Source organism: Niallia sp. FSL W8-0635 (assembly GCF_038007965.1).
Classification (GTDB): domain Bacteria; phylum Bacillota; class Bacilli; order Bacillales; family Cytobacillaceae; genus Niallia.
The window spans coordinates 2,811,115-2,831,820 of sequence record NZ_JBBOYD010000001.1; the positions used below are offsets into that span (position 1 = coordinate 2,811,115).

The window sequence follows — 20,706 nt, forward strand, 5'->3', positions numbered from 1 at the left end:
ATAAAAAGGAAGTGTCCTATATTATTAGACACTTCCTTTTGTATTATTCTTTTATATCCACTCTATTGGCAGCAACTGGAACAACGAGTTCTTTTGTTAGTAGAAAATCTCCTACTTCTTTCACCTTTGTATTTTCAAACTTTACTGTAGAATATTTAAACTCTTTTGCTGTTAATAGTATCGACTCAATAGCATATAACGTCTTTTGATCCTCTTCCATCTTACTATCATTTGAGAGATAGACAATTAATTGTCGCTTGTTTTCATCCTTTGAAACCTTATCAATATCGATAGTATCAGGGATTGATGCCATTAATCCATGGGTTTCAATATTATCTTCCATTGCATCAAAGGCATTTTCTATAGAGTCATAAGGCTCTTCCCAAGGTACATATAATGGTCTTTCCTTTGATTCACCATCTTGCAAAAGAAAGTAAGCTCTATTTTCTAGCGGTCTATAATCAATGGTCGTTTCTGTTCGATTCCCTAGTTCTGCTCCTAACTTATCATTCGTATAAAACTCCATTTTCTTTGCACCAATTGATTGCAATTGTTGCTGAATCATTGTATTAAAAAATTCTTCAGAATGAGATCCAAAGTTTGTAAATTCACGTTTAACATCTACCTCAATATTATTATCCTTTAAAGTGTAAGTGAAAATCTCAGGACTAATAGGAAAATAATCACTTAAATGATCATTAATACCAATTACTTTTTTTACATTTTGTACATATAGATCAAACCGAGACAAATGATCCGGGTTTTCAACCAATATACTTATAGGAACAATTACTTGAACATTTACATCGGGAATCGGATAAGTTAAAACCTCTTGATTCCCTACATCTTCCTGATAGATAGCTATTGGTGTAAGTGAGTTTGCTGACATATCTTTTTGTTCTTCTGCTATATCCAGATTTTGTATTTCATTTTTTTCAGCCTCATCCGATATTTTTGCTTTCATTATAGAAGAATTTTCAGCAACCTTCCTTTCACTCTTAAACGATACATTACTATCAAAGAAACTTTGACTAATAATAAATAGTAGCATTATTGTACATGCGGTAGCTAATATTGGCATGATTCTTCTCATTTTGCGCACGGGTTTCTTTTTTAATTGGATAGTATGATAAATAGATTCCGGGCTTCGCTCATCTTTGATAGATGGTAATTGCTTTAATACATGTTTTATTTTTTCCTCATTCCACTTCTGTTTCCCCATATGGATCCTCCTTTCCGCCATATTCTTCTAAAAAGATTCGCAATGCCTTCAATGCACGATGCTGTGTTGTTTTCACTTTGCTTTCTGTCCATCCTAATGCATTAGCTGTTTCAGAAATGGAAAGTTCTTGAATATACCGAAATACAATAACCATTCGTTGGTCTACTGTACAATATTGTAAGGCACTATAGACACCTTTCACTTCTTCTGAATGCAGTGCAATTTCTTCTGGAAGAAATCCATCTGCTTTTATTTGTTGTTTCGACCAGTCAAACTTATCCATAATACGTTCTTTCCAATTTTTTTGTTTGCGAAAATGGTCTATTGCCACATTTCTAGCAATACTAAACAACCAAGTTTTTTCCGTACTCTTCCCCTCAAAACGATGATATGATTTAAGAACACGAATATATACTTCTTGTACTAAATCTTCTGCCGTTTCCTTGTGATTGACCATGTAAAATAAAAATTGAAAAACGTCATGATGATACTTAGTATAAATTTCATCAAAAACGGAGTTCATCTTTTCTCCTCCCCCGTTCAATATATTAGTCGTAATTTTACTTAATTAGTTTCAGTATTTTTATCAATTAATCTAATTTCTTGAACTCTTTGGTAATAAACATAAGAAAAGGGAGTCAGGGAAAGGTTGACCTCACAAGTTATACCTGCATGCAGTAAGATTACTACATAAACAATGGAAAAATAGCTTGTAGGGTCAAAACTTTCTATGACACCCCATATGTTCTATTATGTTAAATTGTTTCTCGTGAATCAAGAAGAATCGGCACTTTCTCTAATTTTCTTCTTTATTTCGAGGTAAAAAGATAAAAAATGTGGTTCCTCGACCATATTTACTATATACAGAAATGTCGCCACCATGGGCATCAATTATATTTTTGACAATAGCTAATCCTAAGCCTGTCCCTGCATTTCCTCTAGTTCTCGCTTTATCCGCTTTATAAAAACGCTCAAAAACATAAGGTAAATCTTCTTCAGGGATACCAGCTCCCGTATCCTCTACCTCTATATACACACCATAATCATCAGAACGACTTCGTAAAGAAACATTGCCACCACTTGGCGTATGTCGCATACTATTGTCCATTATATTGGTTAAAACTTGCTCGATACGATCTGGATCTAGCTCATATTCCCCTATATCTTCTGAAATGGAGATAGTAAACAATATTTCTTTCTCTTTTGCTATCGCCTTAAACTTTCTTGCAACACGATTAAAAAATGTATATAAATCCATTGGTTCTTTTCTTAACTCTAGATAACCTGTTTCCATTCGAGCTAAATCTAAAAATTCATTGACTAAACGACCCATTCTTAATGACTCATCGTAGATTATCCGAGCCATTTCCCTCTTCTCTTCCTCTGATTCAGCAATATTATCCACAATCGCCTCACTGTATCCTTGCAACATACTAATAGGTGTTCTTAGTTCATGAGAAATATTCGCAATAAAATCAATCCGAAGCTTATCTAATTTCCGTTCCTCTGTCATATCACGAATAACAACGATTGCTCCCCTAATATCCTTCTTATTATAAAGGGGACTAACAATCATTACCCAGTTTCTTCCTTGTAGAGTAATTTCATCTATCTGTTCATTACCAGTATGGACGGCAAGCTGAAATAATTTCCGCAATTCATCTGGAATTTGTCCTTGCATATCACTGAATTCGCCTTTTTGATAATACCAATGTTGTAAAAATTTTTCGGCAGGTGGATTGGTAAGTAGTAAACTTCCATTTCGATTAAGAGTTAGCACACCATCTGCCATTCCGCTTAAAATATTGTCCAGCTGCTCCTTCTCTTGGCTCAATGCGTTCATATTAAAATGTAACCTTCTTGCCATTTCATTGAACGCCATCGAAAGTTCACCAATTTCATCTTGTGCCATTATCGGTACTTTTGTCGCAAAATTTCCTTGAGCCATTTCAAAGGCAGCTTCTCTCATCTTTCTTAAAGGAGCCGTAATTCTAGTTAATAAAAAAAAGGCAAAAATCGTCGTTAAAATAATGGCAATAGCAGCAGCTAATACAATAAATTTTGCTGTAGATAGCTTCGATTCATTCATCGATTGTAAAGACTGATAAATAAAAACAGCTCCATCATTCCCATTTATGTGAAGTGGAGACCCTACGATTGCAACTTGCTCAGGTACCTTCTCGTTATTCATCCATTTCGTCATTACAACAGCTGATTTATTACTCGTTATTACGTTTTTTAATTCTTCATTTTCTTCAAGAAAAGCATAGGAAATCTCTTGCATTCGAGTCTCTGGATAATAATAGATTTGATCTGGAGAAGAAATAATTATTGCTCCAGTTGAATGGTCAAGAAGCTCCCCTACAATTTCCAATCCAGTTTGATTATTATGTTCTTTCATTATTTCCGATATTTTTGTTGCCGTATTCGTTAATTCATTTTCCGTTTGTTCAGTATAATATTGCTCAAAATACTCCAATAGCATAATCGTAAGAATCGTTAACACAACGGAAACTAGTAATAAAAAGGTAATCCAAAGCTTAAATACTACGCTTCGCCAAAACTTCATCCATTGTTAACCTCAAACTTATAGCCTACTCCCCAAACAGTTACAATCATACTAGCTGCCTCTTCTGAAACGCGATTTAGCTTTTCTCTTAATCGCTTAACATGTGTATCCACTGTTCTTAAATCACCAAAAAATTCGTAATGCCATACTTCTTTTAATAGTAATTCTCGATCAAATACTTTATCTGGAGATTTAGCTAGAAAAAATAATAATTCATATTCCTTTGGAGTTAAGCTTACTTCTTTACCACTAGCCAATACACGATGTGCGTCATGATCAATTGTTAATGCTGGAAATATAATAACATCCTTTGAGGTACTATCACTTTGTTCAAATGTAGTAGTCGTTGACCGTCGCAATAAAGCCTTTACTCTTAATACTACTTCTCTAGGGCTAAAAGGCTTTACAATATAATCATCTGTTCCAACTTCAAATCCTTGAACTCTATTTACTTCTTCACCTTTAGCTGTAAGCATGATGACAGGAGTCGTTTTTTTCTCTCTTAACTCCTTACATACTTCCATCCCATCTTTTCCAGGCATCATCAAATCGAGTAAGATAACATCATAATCTGTGTTTAATGCTTTAGTAAGAGCGCTCACACCGTCTTCCGCTTCCTCCACAATAAACTCTTCTCTTTCTAAATACATTTTTAAAAGACGTCTGATTCTTTCTTCGTCATCTACCACTAGAATTTTAATTTCCTTCTCCATCGTTCATACCTCCTAACAAAATACACAAATCAATTTTTACCTTCGATGTTCCGCATGTTGCTGTATAAATAAATTCAATGAAAATATCTATTGCCTATTTATCTTATGGACTATTATTTATACTGCAGTTTTCCAGTAACATATAATTTATTTAGGTAATTTCTCATATTTGACACTTTTATTATAGCATTATTAGCATGTTGATATTGTTATCTTCCATTGCTATATGTGACACTTTTATGAACTTTTTTGAAGTTTTTGGTGTTATCAAAACATACAAATGGTGCATTCTATTGGTCCAGAGAATAGAATCTGTAGATAAAACACGGTTAATAAACGCTCCTACCGACAACAGAAAATATTACACAATCAGATTCCAATTTACCCTTTCTTCTTTTGGGCTTCTGCTCTCAATAACTTCACTTCATGTGCCGTAAGTTCACGAGCATCTCCAGGCTGTAAGCCGTTTAAATTTAAGAAAGAATATCTTTCTCGCTTTAATTTCATTACCGGTGTTCCAATTGCCTCAAACATTCTTCTTACTTGGCGGTTTCTTCCTTCGTGAATTTTCAACTCAATAATACTTGTTCCTTTTTTCTTATCGACAGAAAGGATTTTCACTTTTGCAGGAGCAGTTTTTCCATCCTCAAGCATAATTCCTCTTTCCAATTGCTTTACTTTTTCTCGAGCTGGTATACCTTTAACTTTGGCAACGTAAACTTTCTCAATTTCTCCTTTTGGATGCATCATAAGATTTGCAAATTCTCCATCGTTCGTTAAAAGAATAATGCCTGAAGTATCATAGTCCAGACGTCCAATTGGATAAATTCTTGCTTCAATTTCAGAAAAATAATCGGTTACGACTTTTCTTCCTTTATCATCATTAACACTTGAGATTACGCCTCTTGGTTTATAAAGAATAAAATAAACCGGTTCTTCTCTTTCTATTGGGACTCCACTTACTTCGATTTTATCGTTAGAACCTACTTTTACACCTAATTCTTTCACTGTTTTTCCATTAACTTTTACTTTTCCTTCCAGGATTAATTCCTCTGCTTTTCTTCTTGATGCAATCCCTGCATGTGCGATTACTTTTTGTAGTCTTTCCATCTATATCACCTCATCCAATTTCTCAACAGTAAAAAATGATTGATCGTTTTTTTAAAAGTATTTCTAAATGTTTTATCCTATTTTATTAGTGTCAATTTATTAGAAAACAGACTAAATCAAAACGCTTGATCGTTCTTTTTTTGCCATTCCTATGAATTATGACATAAATTGATGAAATTTCAAAGAAATCTTTGAAATTCGGGCTGTTATCATTAATTAAAAGTATTTTTTAAAACTCTCTTAAAGAGATTTCGCCAAGCTTAAAAAAACAAAAAAATGCCTTAAGACAAAGTTGCAATACAACTTCATCTAAGACATTATTATTATTTCCCAAACATCAACGTTACAACTACAATGGCAGCGATAAATCCAATAAGATCTGCTAATAATCCAACTTTTAAGGCGTCACCCATTTTCTTTATCCCTACAGCTCCAAAGTAAACGGTTAATACATAGAGGGTTGTATCCGTGCTTCCTTGTATAACAGAAGCAAGCCTTCCGATAAATGAATCTGGTCCGTAAGTAGCAATTAAATCACTCGTCATTCCTAATGCAGCATTTCCCGATATCGGTCTAATAATCGCCAGAGGAGCTACTTCAGAAGGAACTCCAATAAGGTCTAAGAGAGGCTTAAGAAAGCTCATAAAATATTCTAATGCTCCAGATGCTCGGAAAATAGAAATGGAAACGAGCATGCCTACTAAATAGGGAATAATAGAGAAAGCAATCTGAATTCCTTCTTTTCCACCTTCAACGAAACTTTCATATGTTGGTACTTTTTTAAATGTTCCGTACAGTAAAATAAACCCTATTAGGGAAGGAATCATCCACAATGAAACTAAAGATATTATCTCCATCACCCATCACCCTTTTCTCATTCTCTTATGGTAAAAATAGCGATCAATCAAAATCCCACCTATACAAGAGAAAATGGTTGCAATTATGGTTGGTCCTACTATATCTGTCGGTGACGCAGAATGGTAATTCATTCTGATTGCAATTACCGTTGTCGGAATTAAGGTAATACATGATGTGTTTAGGGCAAGAAAGGTAATCATACTGCTGCTTGCTGTATTCTTGCCCCCATTTAATCTTTTCAATTCTTCCATTGCTTTAATCCCTAGCGGTGTTGCCGCATTCCCTAATCCAAAAATATTAGCAATCATATTTGATAATATATACCCCATTGCAGGATGATTCTTCGGAACCTCTGGAAAAAGCTTTGCTACTATTGGTCTAAATAGGTTGGTAAGTTTTTGGAGTAACCCTGCCTGCTCCGCTATTTTCATCATCCCAAGCCAGAAAACAAGTACACTAATCAGTCCAATACATATTGTTACTGCTTCCTTAGCACCAGAAAAAATCGCCTTATTCACTTCATCCATTGTTCCATTAATAGCAGCAAAAACAATGCCAATAATGGCAAGGGCTGCCCAAATATAATTAACCATCCTTGCCAACCCCAGTCATTGCCATAAACATATTCTTAAAATAATCTAAAAAGCTTTTTGATTCTTTTTTCTTATCATGTTTAAAATGAATCGGGACACTATCAACGAGCTTATCATCTAAATATATTTTTGCTTCACCAACTATTTCAGGTACGACCTCTTGATTTCTTTGCCAATCTTTCTTAACCTTTGTCAATTTATACTCTACCTTAAATAAATCTTCCTCTTTCTTTGTAACAGGGAAATCAACAGTTGATTTTAAATAAACTTTATTTTTATAAAACTTATCTTTAACTGTTTTTATTTTCCCTTCCTCTACTACTTGTACCATCTTATATTGTTTAAATGCCGTTTCAAACATATTGATATGATCGTCCCAGTCATCAGGATCATTTAAAGTTACAGCTATATAGGACACACCATCCTTTTCAGCCGTACTTACTAGCGTTCTTTTTGCTCTCTTCGTGTAACCTGTTTTCCCACCGGTCGAATATTCATATAGACTCGTTAAAAGTTTATTTTTATTTTTCCAGACCCGATCCCATTTATTGTTGGAGCTTTCAGAACGATAGCTTTCTGTCCCAGCAATTTTTTTGTATGTATCATTCTTCATTGCATAACGGGTAAGTAAAGCCATATCATAGGCAGTTGAAAAATGATCTTCATGATCATCAAGTCCATGTGGGTTAGCAAAATGAGTATTTTTCATTCCAATTTCTTCTGCCTTTTGATTCATTAAATAAACAAAGCCATCTAAACTCCCACCAACTGTTTCAGCAATAGCAACTGCCGCATCATTTCCAGAACGAAGCATTAATCCATATACAAGATCTTCTAATTTAATTTTTTCTCCTTCTTGTAAGTAGATAGACGATCCTTCTGCTCTAATGGCATTATTACTAACAGTCACGGTTTCATCTAATTTTCCAGACTCAATAGCAAGGATTGCCGTCATTATTTTTGTTATACTAGCAATTCTTCTTTGTGTATGTGCATCCTTTTCAAAAATAACTCGTCCAGAATCTTGTTCCATTAAAATAGCACTTTGCGCACTAACGTACATTTGGGCGCTGCTATTTTGTGGAATAGCAAGGAACAGAATGGAGGTAATGATAGTAAGAATAATAAATTTACGTGATTTCATTTAACACAACCTCGTCTCCTTTTATGGTTTGTACAAGTTTATGAAAAAAAAGACAGGCATATGACTAATAAATTTATGCTTTATTAGCAAATAAAAAAAATGTAGCCCAGATTAATGAGCTACATACTGAAGACGGATTTTATTTTTTCTTTAACATTAGCTTTTATAACACATTCGTATTTACTGACTTTTCCCGTTAATAAGGTCTCCATTTTAATTCACTAGCCTTTAAAAATCTACTTTCAACATCCTTCCAATTAACAATATTCCACCAATTTTCTATATATTGTCCTTTATTGTTTTTATACTGCAAATAGTAAGCATGTTCCCAAACATCAAGTACTAACAACGGAATAGTATCCCATTGTGTTAAGAGCATATGACGTTCCGATTGAAGAACTTCTAAATGCCTAGCTCTTGGAGACCAAACTAGAAGTGCCCAGCCAACCCCCTCTACCGCTTTTGCTGCTTCTGAGAAATGTTGCTTAAAAGCTTTGAAACTACCGAAATAATTCTTAATCTCCTCCATTAATGCCCCTTTAGGCTCCCCTCCACCATTTGGGCTCATATTATTCCAGAAAATTGTATGAAGATAATGTCCCGAACCATGAAAAGCAAGTTCCCTCGACCAATGTTTAACAAGGGAAAAGTCATTATTCTTTCTTGCTGCTTTTAGTTTTTCTTCCGCCTTGTTTAACCCATCTACATAGGCTTGATGATGCTTCTGATGATGTAGCTCCATTATTTCTTTTGTGATATAAGGCTCTAGAGCATTATATCCATAAGGTAATTTGGGCAATTGATGATTTCCAGCGGCAACGCTTGGCACTTTCATAAATATTGTTCCCAGCTGCTGTCTTTGCGCAAAGTAACTTTCCATCTGATCATGAAGATCCTCTGCCTCATGCTGAATTCTAATTAATTCTTCCGTTTCGATTGGTCGTCGTTGAACTCCTTCCATTAACTGCGAAAATTTATCAAGCCTTTTCCAAATACTTTCTTCCTTTTGGACTTCTTCTGCTTCTAATAAGCTTTTTAATTGCTGGTTCCAAATTAAAACATTTCTAACATATTCATTGTAACTACTCATCTATATGTCAACTCCATTCCCTCCATAATCGTTCTTATAAAAGGTATGACAAAAGGATGAGCATCATGTCTTTAAAATAGTGTCCATATGGAACTTGATTAACAAAAAAAGGATTGAAAAAATTAAACTAAAAAGGTATCTAAGCTAATGCCTAGATACCCGTTCTTAGTCTTCTATTTGCTGAAAAGATTCAAAAAATAAATCTGCTTCTTCTTGATTGAATTCTTCTTCTTTCTCTGTCAGCGGAGGCAATTCCCCCAAATTCTTTAATCCAAAGTGATCTAGAAATTCCTTTGTTGTTCCATAAAGAATCGCTCTACCTGCCCCTTCTGCTCTACCAACTTCTTTAATTAGCGCTTTAGCTGAAAGCGTATGAAGAGGTCTTTCTGTTTTTACTCCTCTAATTTCCTCAATTTCTGCACGTGTAATCGGCTGTTTATATGCAATAATAGCCAACGTTTCTAAAGCAGCCTGCGATAGAGTAGAAGCATGAGGAGACTCCACTAATTTTTTTAGATACTCTGAATGCTCTTTCTTCGTGCCGAATTGATAGGTACCTGCTATTTCAATAATGGATATTCCTCTTGTTTTATCTTTACGATAATTTTTTACTAGCTCATCTACTAATTGCTCTACCTCTAATTGCTCCATATCTAGGACATGCATTAATTGCTTGATAGTTAACCCTTCATCCCCTGCTGCAAATAAAAGACTCTCCACTATCGCTTTCCAATCATTCACTTTCAATCTTTTATTCAACTTCCTTTCCCATAACAAAAATATCTGCGAAGTTTCCTTCCTGTTCCACAAATATTTGTCGACGCTTTAAAAGTTCTAGTATTGCCAAAAAAGTCACAACGATATGTGATTTAGTCGCAACTGGAAAAAGTTCATCAAATGATGTTCTGCCTTTTCTATTCCGTAAAAATCCGACTATTTCTTCCATTCGATTTTCAATTGGGATTTCTTGCCTCGTAATTTTTGTTGCAAGTGGCGCCTGTAATTTCTTTCGTTTAAGCAATTTTTGAAAGGCAGCCAGCATATCATATAAAGATACATCTAACTCTTGTTTTGCGTTATCTTCTTTATTTAAACTAAAATCCGATAAATCACTTGGAGGTTTCGTAAAAATTAGCCCTCTTTCTAATTCCATCTCTTTTAAATCGTCTGCTGCCTCTTTAAATTTACGATATTCTACTAACCTTTCAATTAGTTCTTCTCGTGAATCTTCTTCCGGCTCATAGATTAAATCGTCGTCAAGCAAATCTTCCTCATGCTTTGGGAGGAGCATTTTACTTTTAATCGCTAAAAGAGTTGCTGCCATTACCAAAAACTCACTTGCCACATCCAATTGTAGCACTTGCATTGCGTGAACATATTCTAAATATTGTTCTGTAATTTCTGTTACGTTAATATCATAAATATCAATTTCTAATTTATTGATTAAATGAAGAAGCAAATCTAACGGTCCTTCAAAACTATCAATTTTCACATTATATTGCATATTCTCACCAAAATCCTAATAGATTACCCTTAACTTAATAATGATAGTATTAGTATAGAAAAAACACAATAGTTATCCAACAGAAAAATCATCCAATTCTCTATTTTAAGGCTAATAATTTCATTTTTTATTATTTATCGATATAATAACAACCATATATATGGTCGTAAATATTGAAACCAAACTATCTTTTATTATTATAAGGAGACGATTATGTACCCAAAGGAATATATACAATTTCTCGTTCATTTTCATGGAGATCAAGATTTTTTCGAATGTCATGAAATATTAGAGGAATATTGGAAAAAGGTTGATAATCAGAATAAGGAGTCCCTCTGGGTTGCATTCATTCTGATGGCAGTTTCTGCCTACCATCACCGCAGAGAAAATTATAAGGGAGCGGAAAAAACAATAAAAAAAAGCAGAGCGCTTTTTGAAAAATTCAAAGAAGACATAGGTAAACTTGGTCTTGATGGAACTAGGTTAATCACTTTATTACAGAAACAAAATTATTTTATCGAACAAAAACAAATCTTTCATCCGTATCACTTACCGATTTCTGATTTAAGCCTAGAAAATCACTGTATAGAATTAGCACATTCGATGGGCATGAGCTGGAAAAATAGCGAAATTATTTCTCCTAACATAATTCATCGTCATTTGACTCGAGATAGAAGCTCGGTAATTCAGGAACGTGAAAAAGCAATTCAGAAGAGACAAAAATCTTAACCTCAAGCCAAGAATAATAAAAGAGACCCTCTCATGTGGAAAGACCTTTCATGGTTTTCCCATATAGGAGCAGTCTCTTTTTTCTATTTATCTACTTGAACACCATCGTTACACTTAGATAAAAAATTCACAATTAAGTCATTTGATTTCATCGTACGATTAGGGTAAAGCCCTTTAACAGCCTGTACCATGGATTTTCCAACACCTTGATGTCTATGCGATGGATTTACCGTTATATGCTGAATCGTTATGGAAGATTCATCTTCAAAAATAACACCGATTAAACCAATAATATCTTCTTCATCTTTCCACAAGAATAATTGCCAGTTTTCATTCGACTCATATTGTTTAATTGTTTGTTGTAATACTTTTAAATCTTTTTCTGCAGGCATAAAAGATAATAAGCCCATTGCAATCTTTTCAAATGCCTTTTTATATCGAATAATCATTAATATCCCTCATTATTTTTAAAACATATTCATTAACAGTTTTCCCATCCAAAATAAGATTCAATCAAATTTTCCTGATCTTAAATCAAAAAAATATTCATCTGCACCGAAAGTTGCCACGAATTTCTTATCATCCTCTTCCTTTTTTGTAAGAATTATTTAGAACCGACCAAAAAGATATGATATATGTTGTTGGTTCTATCATACATAAATTAGTGATATTCTTCAATCAAAATCTTATAAGCATTAGGATTCAATACATTATATGCCTAAATACCCATAAAAATCTATTATTTGTTCCATTCTTACATTATTAAATCCAAATTACTTATTCCTGAGAATAATATTTCTTTGAATCACTTACAGGATTTTCTGAAATTTCCATTAGCCCTCCCTACTTACGTTTATACAGATGTAATCGCACACAACGAACCTCATCTTTCCATAAAAAAAACTTTCGAATAACGATAAACGATAAGCAAAATATTCATATTTTAATAACATAACTTTATTTAATACTATATAAGATATGCACGCATACACAAAAAAGCTACATAAATCTTTATTATTTAACGATTTATGGTGAATAATAAAGGGAAGAAAACATTATGACTATAATAGGAAACCATTTACTAATAAAATTCGTCTATTAGATGTAGTTACTTTACATTATGTAAAAATATGCTATTTTAAATGATAAGCATATAAACTACTTTTGAACTAATACATCAGAAGGAAAAAACAGGAGGGAAATAATGAAAAAAAATAAAATTCTACTTATGGTACTTACTTTCTTACTATTACTACCAATTCCAGCGTATGCAGATGTCGCGGTTGGCGATATGATTGTTACCCTCGGAGAAAATTTAACAGCGGAACAAAAACAACTTTTATTAACAGAAATGAATGCTCCAGAGGGTGTTGAAATTATAACTGTTTCCAACCAAGAGGAACATCAATATCTAGGAAATTATATCTCAAAATCGTTAATTGGTACTAGAGCTATATCTTCTTCTGCCATTACAATGGGGGACAAAGGTACTGGTATTCAAGTGACAACGAAAAATATTAACTGGGTAACCGATGAAATGTACATTAATGCATTGATTACTGCCGGGATAAAGGATGCGAAAATTTATATTACCGCACCAATCGAGGTTTCAGGCACAGCTGCCTTAACAGGTATTATTAAAGCATATGAAGTTTCAACTGATACAGTAATTCCAGAAGACGTAAAACAGGCTGCAAATGAAGAGATGGTAGAAACAGCTAATCTAGGCGAGGATATTGGAAAAGAAGAAGCTACTGCTTTAATGGCAAAAATTAAAGAACAGATAGCAGAGGAAAAACCGCAGACCGTGGAAGAAGTACAAACAATTATTCAAGATTCTGCTAAAGAATTAAATATTACTTTAACAGATGAACAGTTACAGAGCCTTATTTCTTTCTTTAATAAACTAAAAGAGCTTAACATAGACTGGAATCAAGTAGGAAATCAACTTAATGATGCAAAGGATAAACTGACTGGCTATTTGGAAAGTGAAGAAGGAAAAGGTTTTCTAGCAAAGATTAAAGAAGTATTTGCCAGTATCGTGGATGCAATCAAATCTTTCTTTTCCTAAAGATTTAATTGCATTGTAGTCGTTTAAAAGAGAAAAGAGGCTGGGAAAAAACTAAATAGCCAATCTGTAAAGACGAACAATCTCTAATTTAGCGCTTAAATAAAGGTTCCTTTTATACAATGGTTATTTATGTTTTAAATATAGTCAGGTGTATAAACTATTTTGTTCCATTGCGCTACAAACACTCGCTTTCCGCGGGGAGGAAGCTGAGCCTCCTCGGCTTCGCCTGTGGGGTCTCAGCCTTTCCTCTATTTCCCGCAGGAGTCGAGTGTTTTCCGCTCCATTCCACTCCGTTATTAAAGGCAATTTCCTAAAAAAATATTGTTTTTTTAATAAAAAATAAATTAGTAGGAGATATGAAGCAGCCTGAATACACGTAGACTCCTGTGGGATTAGCGAGACAGCCTGAGACCCTGCAGGCCAAAGGCCGAAGCGGCTCAGCGCGAGCCCCACGGAAAGCGGAGTGTATTCAGGCTGCGGGTGATCCAACTGAAACAGCTTTTTAAAAAGCTAATTAAAAAGCCAAACAATCATACGAAATTTCGTGTAATTGTTTGGCTTTCACCTGGGCTGGAATACTTATGTCCCAGCCTCTTTCCTACGATTAGTCAAGTAGTTATTAAAAAATATTTGAACTTGATAGTACTATTTTTGAGCATGACAAATAACCTCAGCTATTCTATTAAATTTTTCAAACTGAGGTATTGTGTGGTATACTTTTTATGTGTTATTGGTCCTTAGAGACCGTGTACGAGTATTCGTACTTTGTATTGTTCCTGACCATGGAATAGATACATTTCAATAGCTTGTTCATGCAAGCTACAGTGGCAACCCTGTCCTTTTTGGCCTGAGGTTGCTTTTTTAATTTATAATAATAATCCACAATATGATTGGGGGCAGCTTTTTGTTGGCGTATCATGTTCTTAACGATAAGATATAAGACTTTTCTTCCTTTTGGATTTCCACGTTTATTGATATGGTCTTGACCTGCATATTTACCAGATTGATACCTTCTAATATCTATGCCGATAAAGGCGTTCACTTTTTTATGATTAGAAAAGCGTGACAGATCGCCTATCTCACCAATAAGGAGTGCTGCGCTAATCTCCCCAATGCCAGGAAAGCTAGTAAGTAACTGGAATTCCGAAAGTTGTCGGGCCTTCACAATTAATTGTTCGGAAACCATTTTTTTCTCCTCTAATAGATGAAGAAGTTGTCGTGCATAATATTGAACTTTTTGAGTTGGAACACTATCTGGTGAAACAGCTGGATAAGATTCTTGCGCGTATTCAATGATTAACTTCGCCTTCTCCATAGCTCGATTTTCTGATATCTTCTTATGCGTAGTTTTCATCAATAAATTTTTAATCTTGGTTCTACTTGTCTGTAATACTAATTCAGGATGTGGAAATAACTCTATTAGTGTTAAAGCATAAGGTGTTACTCTACTGGAAAAGAATCGTTCAAGCTCCGGAAAGCTTACTTGAAGTGCATGGTGCAAGTACATCCGAGTATGTTTTATTTGTCCTTCTATTTCTTGATAAAAGCGCGAAAGATCACGAAGTTCTGTATAAATTTCAGGTTGTTGTACTTTTTCTGATCGATCCACAAATGGATGAATTTGTGCTAATTTATGGGCATCATGTTTGTCTGTTTTCCAGCTTCTGAGTGTTCCCTGTTCTAGTTGTTTCTTGGCTTCCAGAGGATTTAATAAGAAATAGGTTAAATTGTTTTTCTGACAAAAGGTCTCCACTGGCTTCGAATATATACCAGTTGATTCGAAAACAATTTTAGGTTCTTCTGGAAGGCTATGAATCTCTTCCAGTAATGCTTGAAACCCAAACTTATTGTGAAGTATTTCCCCTTCTGAAAGACATGTTTGACCGTCATATAAGACTTTGTAACTTTTCCCCATAGAAATATCTAAAGCAATAATTAATTCCAATGTTTTTCCTCTCTCTTCTTTATCATTTTGAAAGATCTTCACTTATTCATTTCGATTCCAATTTCCTATACACGAGCTCTTTGGCCCCAACATACTTAAAGCTGATTCAAAAATGAAAGCGAAGAAGCTCCGTTTATCATTCGGATTCGAGATCCCTGAGGCTGGTCGAGCTTTCTTTCACTTCTCACTATAACTTAAAAAAGAAAAATAGTGGGCAAAGTCATCCGTCGATGACCTTACCCACTAATCTTAGTATGTTTTCTACATTATTTTTTCAAAGAAGCTGCCGCTTCTTTAAACGGTAAATCTAATCGTAATAAATCTTCAAATGATTCTCTTTTCACAACTAATCTTGCTTCCCCGTTTTCCACAAACACAACTGGCGGTCTCGGGATTCGATTATAATTATTTGCCATGGAATACCCATATGCACCTGTACAGAAAACAGCAAGAACATCTTTGTCATCTGCTTTTGGTAAAGGTAAGTCCCAAATAAGCATATCTCCTGATTCACAGCATTTTCCTGCAATCGAAACAGTTTCATCTGGTGCTTGGAGAGGCTTATTTGCAAGAACCGCTTCATACTTTGCTTGATATAAAGCCGGGCGGATGTTGTCACTCATCCCCCCATCAATCGCCAAATAATTTCTAACATTAGGGACTTCTTTACGTGAACCAATTTGATATAGTGTAGTACCAGCATCACCTACTAGCGATCTTCCTGGCTCAATCCATATTTCGGGCATTTTCATGTTCAAATGGCTTACTTGCTCTTTTACTTCTTTGATGATTACTTCTACATATTCAGCAGGCTTTATTGGTTGGTCTTCTGCGGTATAACGAATACCAAATCCACCACCTAAATTTAATACTTGAGACTCAAACCCATGGTTTGTTTTCCACTCTGTTAAATGTGTCATTATTTTTTTGGCAGCAAGCACGAAACCTGTTGTATCAAAAATCTGGGAGCCAATATGGCAATGAAGCCCTAATAATTCTAAAAAGGGTGACTCTTTTGCTTTTAATAAAGCAGCTTCTGCTTGTCCATTTTGCAAGTCAAATCCAAATTTTGAATCTTCCTGGCCTGTTAATATATAGTCATGTGTATGTGCTTCAATACCAGGTGTTACCCTTAATAGAATAGACATTTTTGTTTTTTTGTCTTCACATAGTTGCTGAAGCATTTCAAGCTCATAAAAATTATCAACGACAATACAACCGATCTTATAATCAATTGCCATCAATAGTTCATCTTTGCTTTTATTATTCCCATGAAAATGTATTCTTTCTACAGGGAAATCAGCAGCAATAGCTGTATATAATTCACCACCAGAAACAACATCTAATGATAAGCCTTCTTCATTTGCTAGTTGAACCATTGCAATCGTAGAAAAAGCTTTACTTGCATAGGCAACTTGGGCTTTCACTCCTAATTGGTCAAACGTTTGCTTAAACCCTCTAGCTCTTTCTCTAATTAATTCAACATCATAAATGTAGACTGGTGTTCCAAATTTTTCGACTAATACGAGCGTATCTACTCCGCCTATTTCAAGATGACCGGCATCATTTACTTTTGAAGTTCCGTAATAGTGCATTGATTCCCCTCTATTCTTCCATAAATTATTAAAATGCTCCTCTATTAAAAACAGACAGTCTAAAGGAAGCACTTGTCTGTTGTGAAACTTATTTTTATCCCGCAAGAAGGCCGTAACACACACCATAAAATCACGATTAAAAAAGATTCAAGAGGAATACAGCTCATAAAATCACGATTGATTCAACTAGCATTCATAGGTAGGTCTTTCCCTTCAATGAATGAAGTTTCACATTATTAATAGCTTACTTTAATTATCCAAATGTACCATAATTTCAGGTAATTCTCAATAGTTGATCCTCTAATTTTAGCAAAGAGAACGGGCAGTTTATCTAATCTCTATAAGATAGAATAATCTGCCCGTTTTCTCTTTAATGTTTAAAAAGGGATATTTTTTTCCTTCTTAAGGCTGTTTAAATCGATCTTGTGGATGTAAATGGCTTGGTCTAATTTTGTTGCCCGGAACCGTACGGCGTACAAGAATTTGAGCAAAGGCTTTTGGATAGAAAGGGATAAACGGCCATAAATAAGGTACATTTAACGTTCTTGTACGAATAAGGAACAAGAGGTAGAGCGTCATTCCAATTAAAAATCCTGGTGTATGGAAGATGGCTACTACTATCAATAAAATTAATCGAACAATTTTATTGGCAATTCCCAACTCATAACTAGGTGTAGCAAAATTACCAATTGCTGCGACTGACACATAAAGAATAACCTCTGGAACAAATAAACCTACATCAATTGCAATTTGTCCAATAAGGACTGCAGCAATTAAACCCATTGCGGTAGATAACGGTGTTGGCGTGTGAATGGCCGCTATCCTCAAGAATTCCAATCCGAGATCTGCAATGAAAATTTGCACAACAATAGGAATATTTGTAGTTTCATTTGGACCTATAAAAGCTATCCTCTCCGGTAAGAGAGATGGCTCCAATACTACCAAAAACCAAAGAGGAAGGAAAAAAATCGAAGCAAAAACACCAATGAATCTGACCCATCTTACAAAGGTTCCAATCATGGGCGCTTGCCTATATTCTTCTGCATGCTGCAAATGATGGAAAAAGGTTGCGGGTGTTATAATAACACTTGGCGATGTATCAACATATATAATCACATGTCCTTCAAGTAAATGAGTAGCTGCTACGTCCGCCCTTTCTGTATATCTAACAAGAGGATACGGATTATAGCTTTGCTTTAATAAAAATTCTTCAATTGTCTTATCAGCCATCGTTAATCCATCTGCTTTTATATTTTGCAGTTCTTTTTTGACGATTTCCACTAAATCGGGATCTGCTATTCCATCAATATACCCAACAGCAATGTCCGTTTTGGAACGCTCTCCTACTCTCATAATTTCAAAGCGAAGGCGCTCATCTCTAATTCTTCTTCTTGTTATTGCTGTATTTACAATAATATTCTCGACAAATCCGTCCCTTGAACCACGAACTACCTTTTCTGTGTCTGGTTCTTGAGGCATTCTACCTGGGTAACTCCTTACATCTACAACTAACCCATGATTATAGCCTTCTACTACAATGGCAATTAACCCAGAAAGTACTTGATCTACCAATTCATCCATTTTCTCAATTGGCTGGACACTTTGGTGCACAATTTGATTTTCAACAATATCAAATATATTACTTGCCTGTGATTTTCTATCTGTATCATTTAAGAATAATAGCTGTTCTAACAATTCAGCAATTAAAACACTATCACAAAGTCCATTAACATAATATAAATGGACTTGTTTTCGCATTACCTTTATTTTACGAACGCCTAAGTCAAAGCTTGTTCCAAGTCCGACTCGATCCTTCATATATTTTTCGACTTTTTCTAAGTCTTCAAATATCTGATCCTGCTTTTCAGTCTTGCTGCTCATGAAAACCACTTCTTTCTAAAATATATTCCACTGCTTTTCTCGTAATTGGTGCCCCTTTTTCATAAGAGTCTTTTTTTCCCATTTTTCCAATGTCACCGATACCAACAACGAGAGGTAAATTTAATTCATCCAAAACATATACGGTATCTCCATTCACTCTCCCTAATTCAATTTCTGGAATTCCATATTTGTCGACACCATAAGGGGTTAATTCTCCATCCTGGTCAATGGAAACATCCACTTTCGTCCATTCCTCTCTTCTTGTTCTGCTTGCCACTGCAATCACGCCCAACACTTCTAAATCAGGATGCGTTGCTATGTATTTCAAAGCTTTTTCACCAGTACCTTCTCCAACAAACCCACTATCATCAAACATAACTAAAACAGGATCATTTTTAGCTTGCTTAATGAGATGCAAAATCTCCTTGCCACTATGATGGCTAGGGTTGCCAAATGAAGTGGATATACATCTTCCACCTACTTCCTTTGCTACAATCTCAACGGCTCTCTTGGCATACTCATCACCATCAGTTATAAGGATTACTTTTCTCCTATTTTCCATTCTTTATACTTCCTTTCTGTTTCTAATATTATGGAATAAAATAAATCCAATGAAACAAGGAGCCAAAGATTTTACCAAAAACAAGAGCCATCATTAAAACTAATAGTCGATCGTCTATTCCAATTCTTTTAGCTAAAAGAGGGAATACATCTAGCACCTCTGTTAATGCTGCGGCAATCATTCCCACATAAATTCCATCTGCCAATCCCATTAGAATAAGTAGAAAAGCTGGTAAAGAAAAAGTAGGTTCTTGTAAAAAAGCAAGGGTTCCCATTACAGCTCCCAATACAGCAGCCCATTCATATGCATATATTTTACTGAAAGTTTTCGTCAACTGTGTTAGCCTAGGAATAATGCCAAAAACCGTTAAAAAAGCAACATATCCAGCACCAACTGTAATTCCCCAAGCCAAGCCTACAAAGATGACAAATAGGATACTAATGATCATCCAATTTTTTTATACTTTCTTTATTTTCATGCATAATCATGTATTGATCTAAGGACTGCTGATAATTAAACACTTCTACCTCCAATGGGCTTGGTTCTTCATTAAGCCGCTTTTTAAACACATGGTTAAAAAATATGACCATTCCAAGTCCTAATCCAATAGAATATGGAATCTGAAAAATTAATGGTTTTTCTATTTCCTTACCAGTAATCATCTTAAAAATGCGCTGATGAACAGTCTGCATACTTACATCTTCATGGAAATTCATAATGGTTAAACCAGATCCAATAAAAAGCAATAGCCATACTAAAATAAAAAAAGGAAGCGTTACTTTCTTCTTTGCAAAAACAACTTCTATGATTGTTTGCGCTGGTCCAATCAGTTGTATTTCCAGATCTTTATATTGTTTTTTTATCTCCCGAATAACCTGCGTACTATCAATAATGATGATATTCTTGTCCTGCTCTGTAATATGGTAAAGACATAGATTTTTAAGCGACGACAGTAATTGTTCTGTTGCAATAATTTGCGCTAAATCCTTCAGGAAAATCCGTTCATCGGACTTTTTTTGAATTCGATGTCTCATACGAATATATATAGTCTCTGCCAAAGGTTCCACGTCCTAACACATTGTTTTCCTCATGACTGTATTATTCGATATTCTTGGTAAAA

General features: G+C 34.7%; 20 protein-coding genes. 2 read left to right on the top strand and 18 right to left on the bottom strand.

What is annotated here, in order from left to right; all coding sequences use genetic code 11:
• Positions 1-43 precede the first annotated feature (43 nt).
• The 11 genes from NYE52_RS13555 to NYE52_RS13605 all read right to left on the bottom strand — a co-directional run bounded on the left by NYE52_RS13555 (position 44) and on the right by NYE52_RS13605 (position 10,803).
• The gene (locus NYE52_RS13555; RefSeq protein WP_341193553.1) at positions 44-1,222 is read right to left on the bottom strand and encodes a GerMN domain-containing protein; all 1,179 of its coding nucleotides are present in this window, start codon (positions 1,220-1,222) and stop codon (positions 44-46) included.
• Entirely contained in the window at positions 1,200-1,781 is a 582-nt protein-coding gene (gene sigX / locus NYE52_RS13560) for an RNA polymerase sigma factor SigX (protein ID WP_341195191.1), read from the bottom strand. Before sigX ends, NYE52_RS13555 begins: the two co-directional genes overlap by 23 nt.
• 237 nt (positions 1,782-2,018) lie before the next feature.
• Complete coding sequence (locus NYE52_RS13565; protein WP_341193554.1) at positions 2,019-3,791, bottom strand: ATP-binding protein; 1,773 nt, start codon at positions 3,789-3,791, stop codon at positions 2,019-2,021.
• A complete protein-coding gene (locus NYE52_RS13570) occupies positions 3,788-4,504 on the bottom strand; it encodes a response regulator transcription factor (protein WP_341193555.1) in 717 nt (238 codons plus the stop codon). The genes NYE52_RS13565 and NYE52_RS13570 overlap by 4 nt, the downstream gene beginning before the upstream one ends.
• A 381-nt stretch (positions 4,505-4,885) precedes the next feature.
• Positions 4,886-5,614, bottom strand: a complete 729-nt coding sequence (rluB, locus tag NYE52_RS13575; RefSeq protein ID WP_341193556.1) for a 23S rRNA pseudouridine(2605) synthase RluB — start codon at positions 5,612-5,614, stop codon at positions 4,886-4,888.
• A gap of 323 nt (positions 5,615-5,937) precedes the next feature.
• Positions 5,938-6,471, bottom strand: a complete 534-nt coding sequence (locus tag NYE52_RS13580) for a spore maturation protein (protein WP_341193557.1) — start codon at positions 6,469-6,471, stop codon at positions 5,938-5,940.
• Positions 6,472-6,477: 6 nt separating this feature from the next.
• Positions 6,478-7,065 carry a nucleoside recognition domain-containing protein gene (locus tag NYE52_RS13585; protein ID WP_341193558.1) on the bottom strand — a complete coding sequence of 196 codons (588 nt, stop codon included), beginning with the start codon at positions 7,063-7,065 and terminating at the stop codon, positions 6,478-6,480.
• Positions 7,058-8,209, bottom strand: a complete 1,152-nt coding sequence (locus NYE52_RS13590; RefSeq protein WP_341193559.1) for a D-alanyl-D-alanine carboxypeptidase family protein — start codon at positions 8,207-8,209, stop codon at positions 7,058-7,060. Before NYE52_RS13590 ends, NYE52_RS13585 begins: the two co-directional genes overlap by 8 nt.
• Before the next feature lie 196 nt (positions 8,210-8,405).
• Positions 8,406-9,299 (bottom strand): superoxide dismutase, encoded by an 894-nt coding sequence (locus NYE52_RS13595; RefSeq protein ID WP_341193560.1) that lies wholly within the window; start codon positions 9,297-9,299, stop codon positions 8,406-8,408.
• A 165-nt stretch (positions 9,300-9,464) separates the two neighbouring features.
• On the bottom strand, positions 9,465-10,046 hold the full coding sequence (scpB, locus tag NYE52_RS13600) for an SMC-Scp complex subunit ScpB (RefSeq protein WP_341195192.1): 582 nt from the start codon (positions 10,044-10,046) through the stop codon (positions 9,465-9,467).
• Positions 10,047-10,050: 4 nt separating this feature from the next.
• Complete coding sequence (locus NYE52_RS13605) at positions 10,051-10,803, bottom strand: segregation/condensation protein A (protein ID WP_341193561.1); 753 nt, start codon at positions 10,801-10,803, stop codon at positions 10,051-10,053.
• Between the two features lie 213 nt (positions 10,804-11,016).
• Here NYE52_RS13605 and NYE52_RS13610 point away from each other — a divergent pair, with 213 nt between their 5' ends.
• Positions 11,017-11,532, top strand: a complete 516-nt coding sequence (locus tag NYE52_RS13610) for a DUF309 domain-containing protein (RefSeq protein WP_341193562.1) — start codon at positions 11,017-11,019, stop codon at positions 11,530-11,532.
• Positions 11,533-11,615: 83 nt separating this feature from the next.
• Here the strand turns inward: NYE52_RS13610 and NYE52_RS13615 are convergent, their stop codons facing one another.
• A complete protein-coding gene (locus tag NYE52_RS13615) occupies positions 11,616-11,981 on the bottom strand; it encodes a GNAT family N-acetyltransferase (RefSeq protein ID WP_341193563.1) in 366 nt (121 codons plus the stop codon).
• Positions 11,982-12,736: 755 nt separating this feature from the next.
• On the opposite strand from NYE52_RS13615, the gene NYE52_RS13620 reads away from it, so the two are divergent.
• Positions 12,737-13,603: a DUF1002 domain-containing protein gene (locus NYE52_RS13620; RefSeq protein WP_341193564.1), complete on the top strand. Its 867-nt coding sequence runs from the start codon at positions 12,737-12,739 to the stop codon at positions 13,601-13,603.
• A 727-nt stretch (positions 13,604-14,330) separates the two neighbouring features.
• Here NYE52_RS13620 and NYE52_RS13625 read toward each other — a convergent pair.
• The 6 genes from NYE52_RS13625 to NYE52_RS13650 all read right to left on the bottom strand — a co-directional run bounded on the left by NYE52_RS13625 (position 14,331) and on the right by NYE52_RS13650 (position 20,644).
• Positions 14,331-15,590, bottom strand: a complete 1,260-nt coding sequence (locus NYE52_RS13625) for an IS110 family transposase (RefSeq protein WP_341192356.1) — start codon at positions 15,588-15,590, stop codon at positions 14,331-14,333.
• Positions 15,591-15,814: 224 nt separating this feature from the next.
• Positions 15,815-17,143, bottom strand: a complete 1,329-nt coding sequence (gene lysA, locus NYE52_RS13630) for a diaminopimelate decarboxylase (protein WP_341193565.1) — start codon at positions 17,141-17,143, stop codon at positions 15,815-15,817.
• Positions 17,144-17,545: 402 nt separating this feature from the next.
• Positions 17,546-19,024: a spore germination protein gene (locus NYE52_RS13635; protein WP_341193566.1), complete on the bottom strand. Its 1,479-nt coding sequence runs from the start codon at positions 19,022-19,024 to the stop codon at positions 17,546-17,548.
• The gene (locus NYE52_RS13640; protein WP_341193567.1) at positions 19,008-19,586 is read right to left on the bottom strand and encodes a stage V sporulation protein AE; all 579 of its coding nucleotides are present in this window, start codon (positions 19,584-19,586) and stop codon (positions 19,008-19,010) included. The genes NYE52_RS13635 and NYE52_RS13640 overlap by 17 nt, the downstream gene beginning before the upstream one ends.
• Before the next feature lie 28 nt (positions 19,587-19,614).
• Positions 19,615-20,034 (bottom strand): stage V sporulation protein AB, encoded by a 420-nt coding sequence (locus NYE52_RS13645; protein ID WP_341193568.1) that lies wholly within the window; start codon positions 20,032-20,034, stop codon positions 19,615-19,617.
• Complete coding sequence (locus NYE52_RS13650) at positions 20,024-20,644, bottom strand: stage V sporulation protein AA (RefSeq protein ID WP_341193569.1); 621 nt, start codon at positions 20,642-20,644, stop codon at positions 20,024-20,026. Before NYE52_RS13650 ends, NYE52_RS13645 begins: the two co-directional genes overlap by 11 nt.
• Positions 20,645-20,706: the final 62 nt, after the last annotated feature.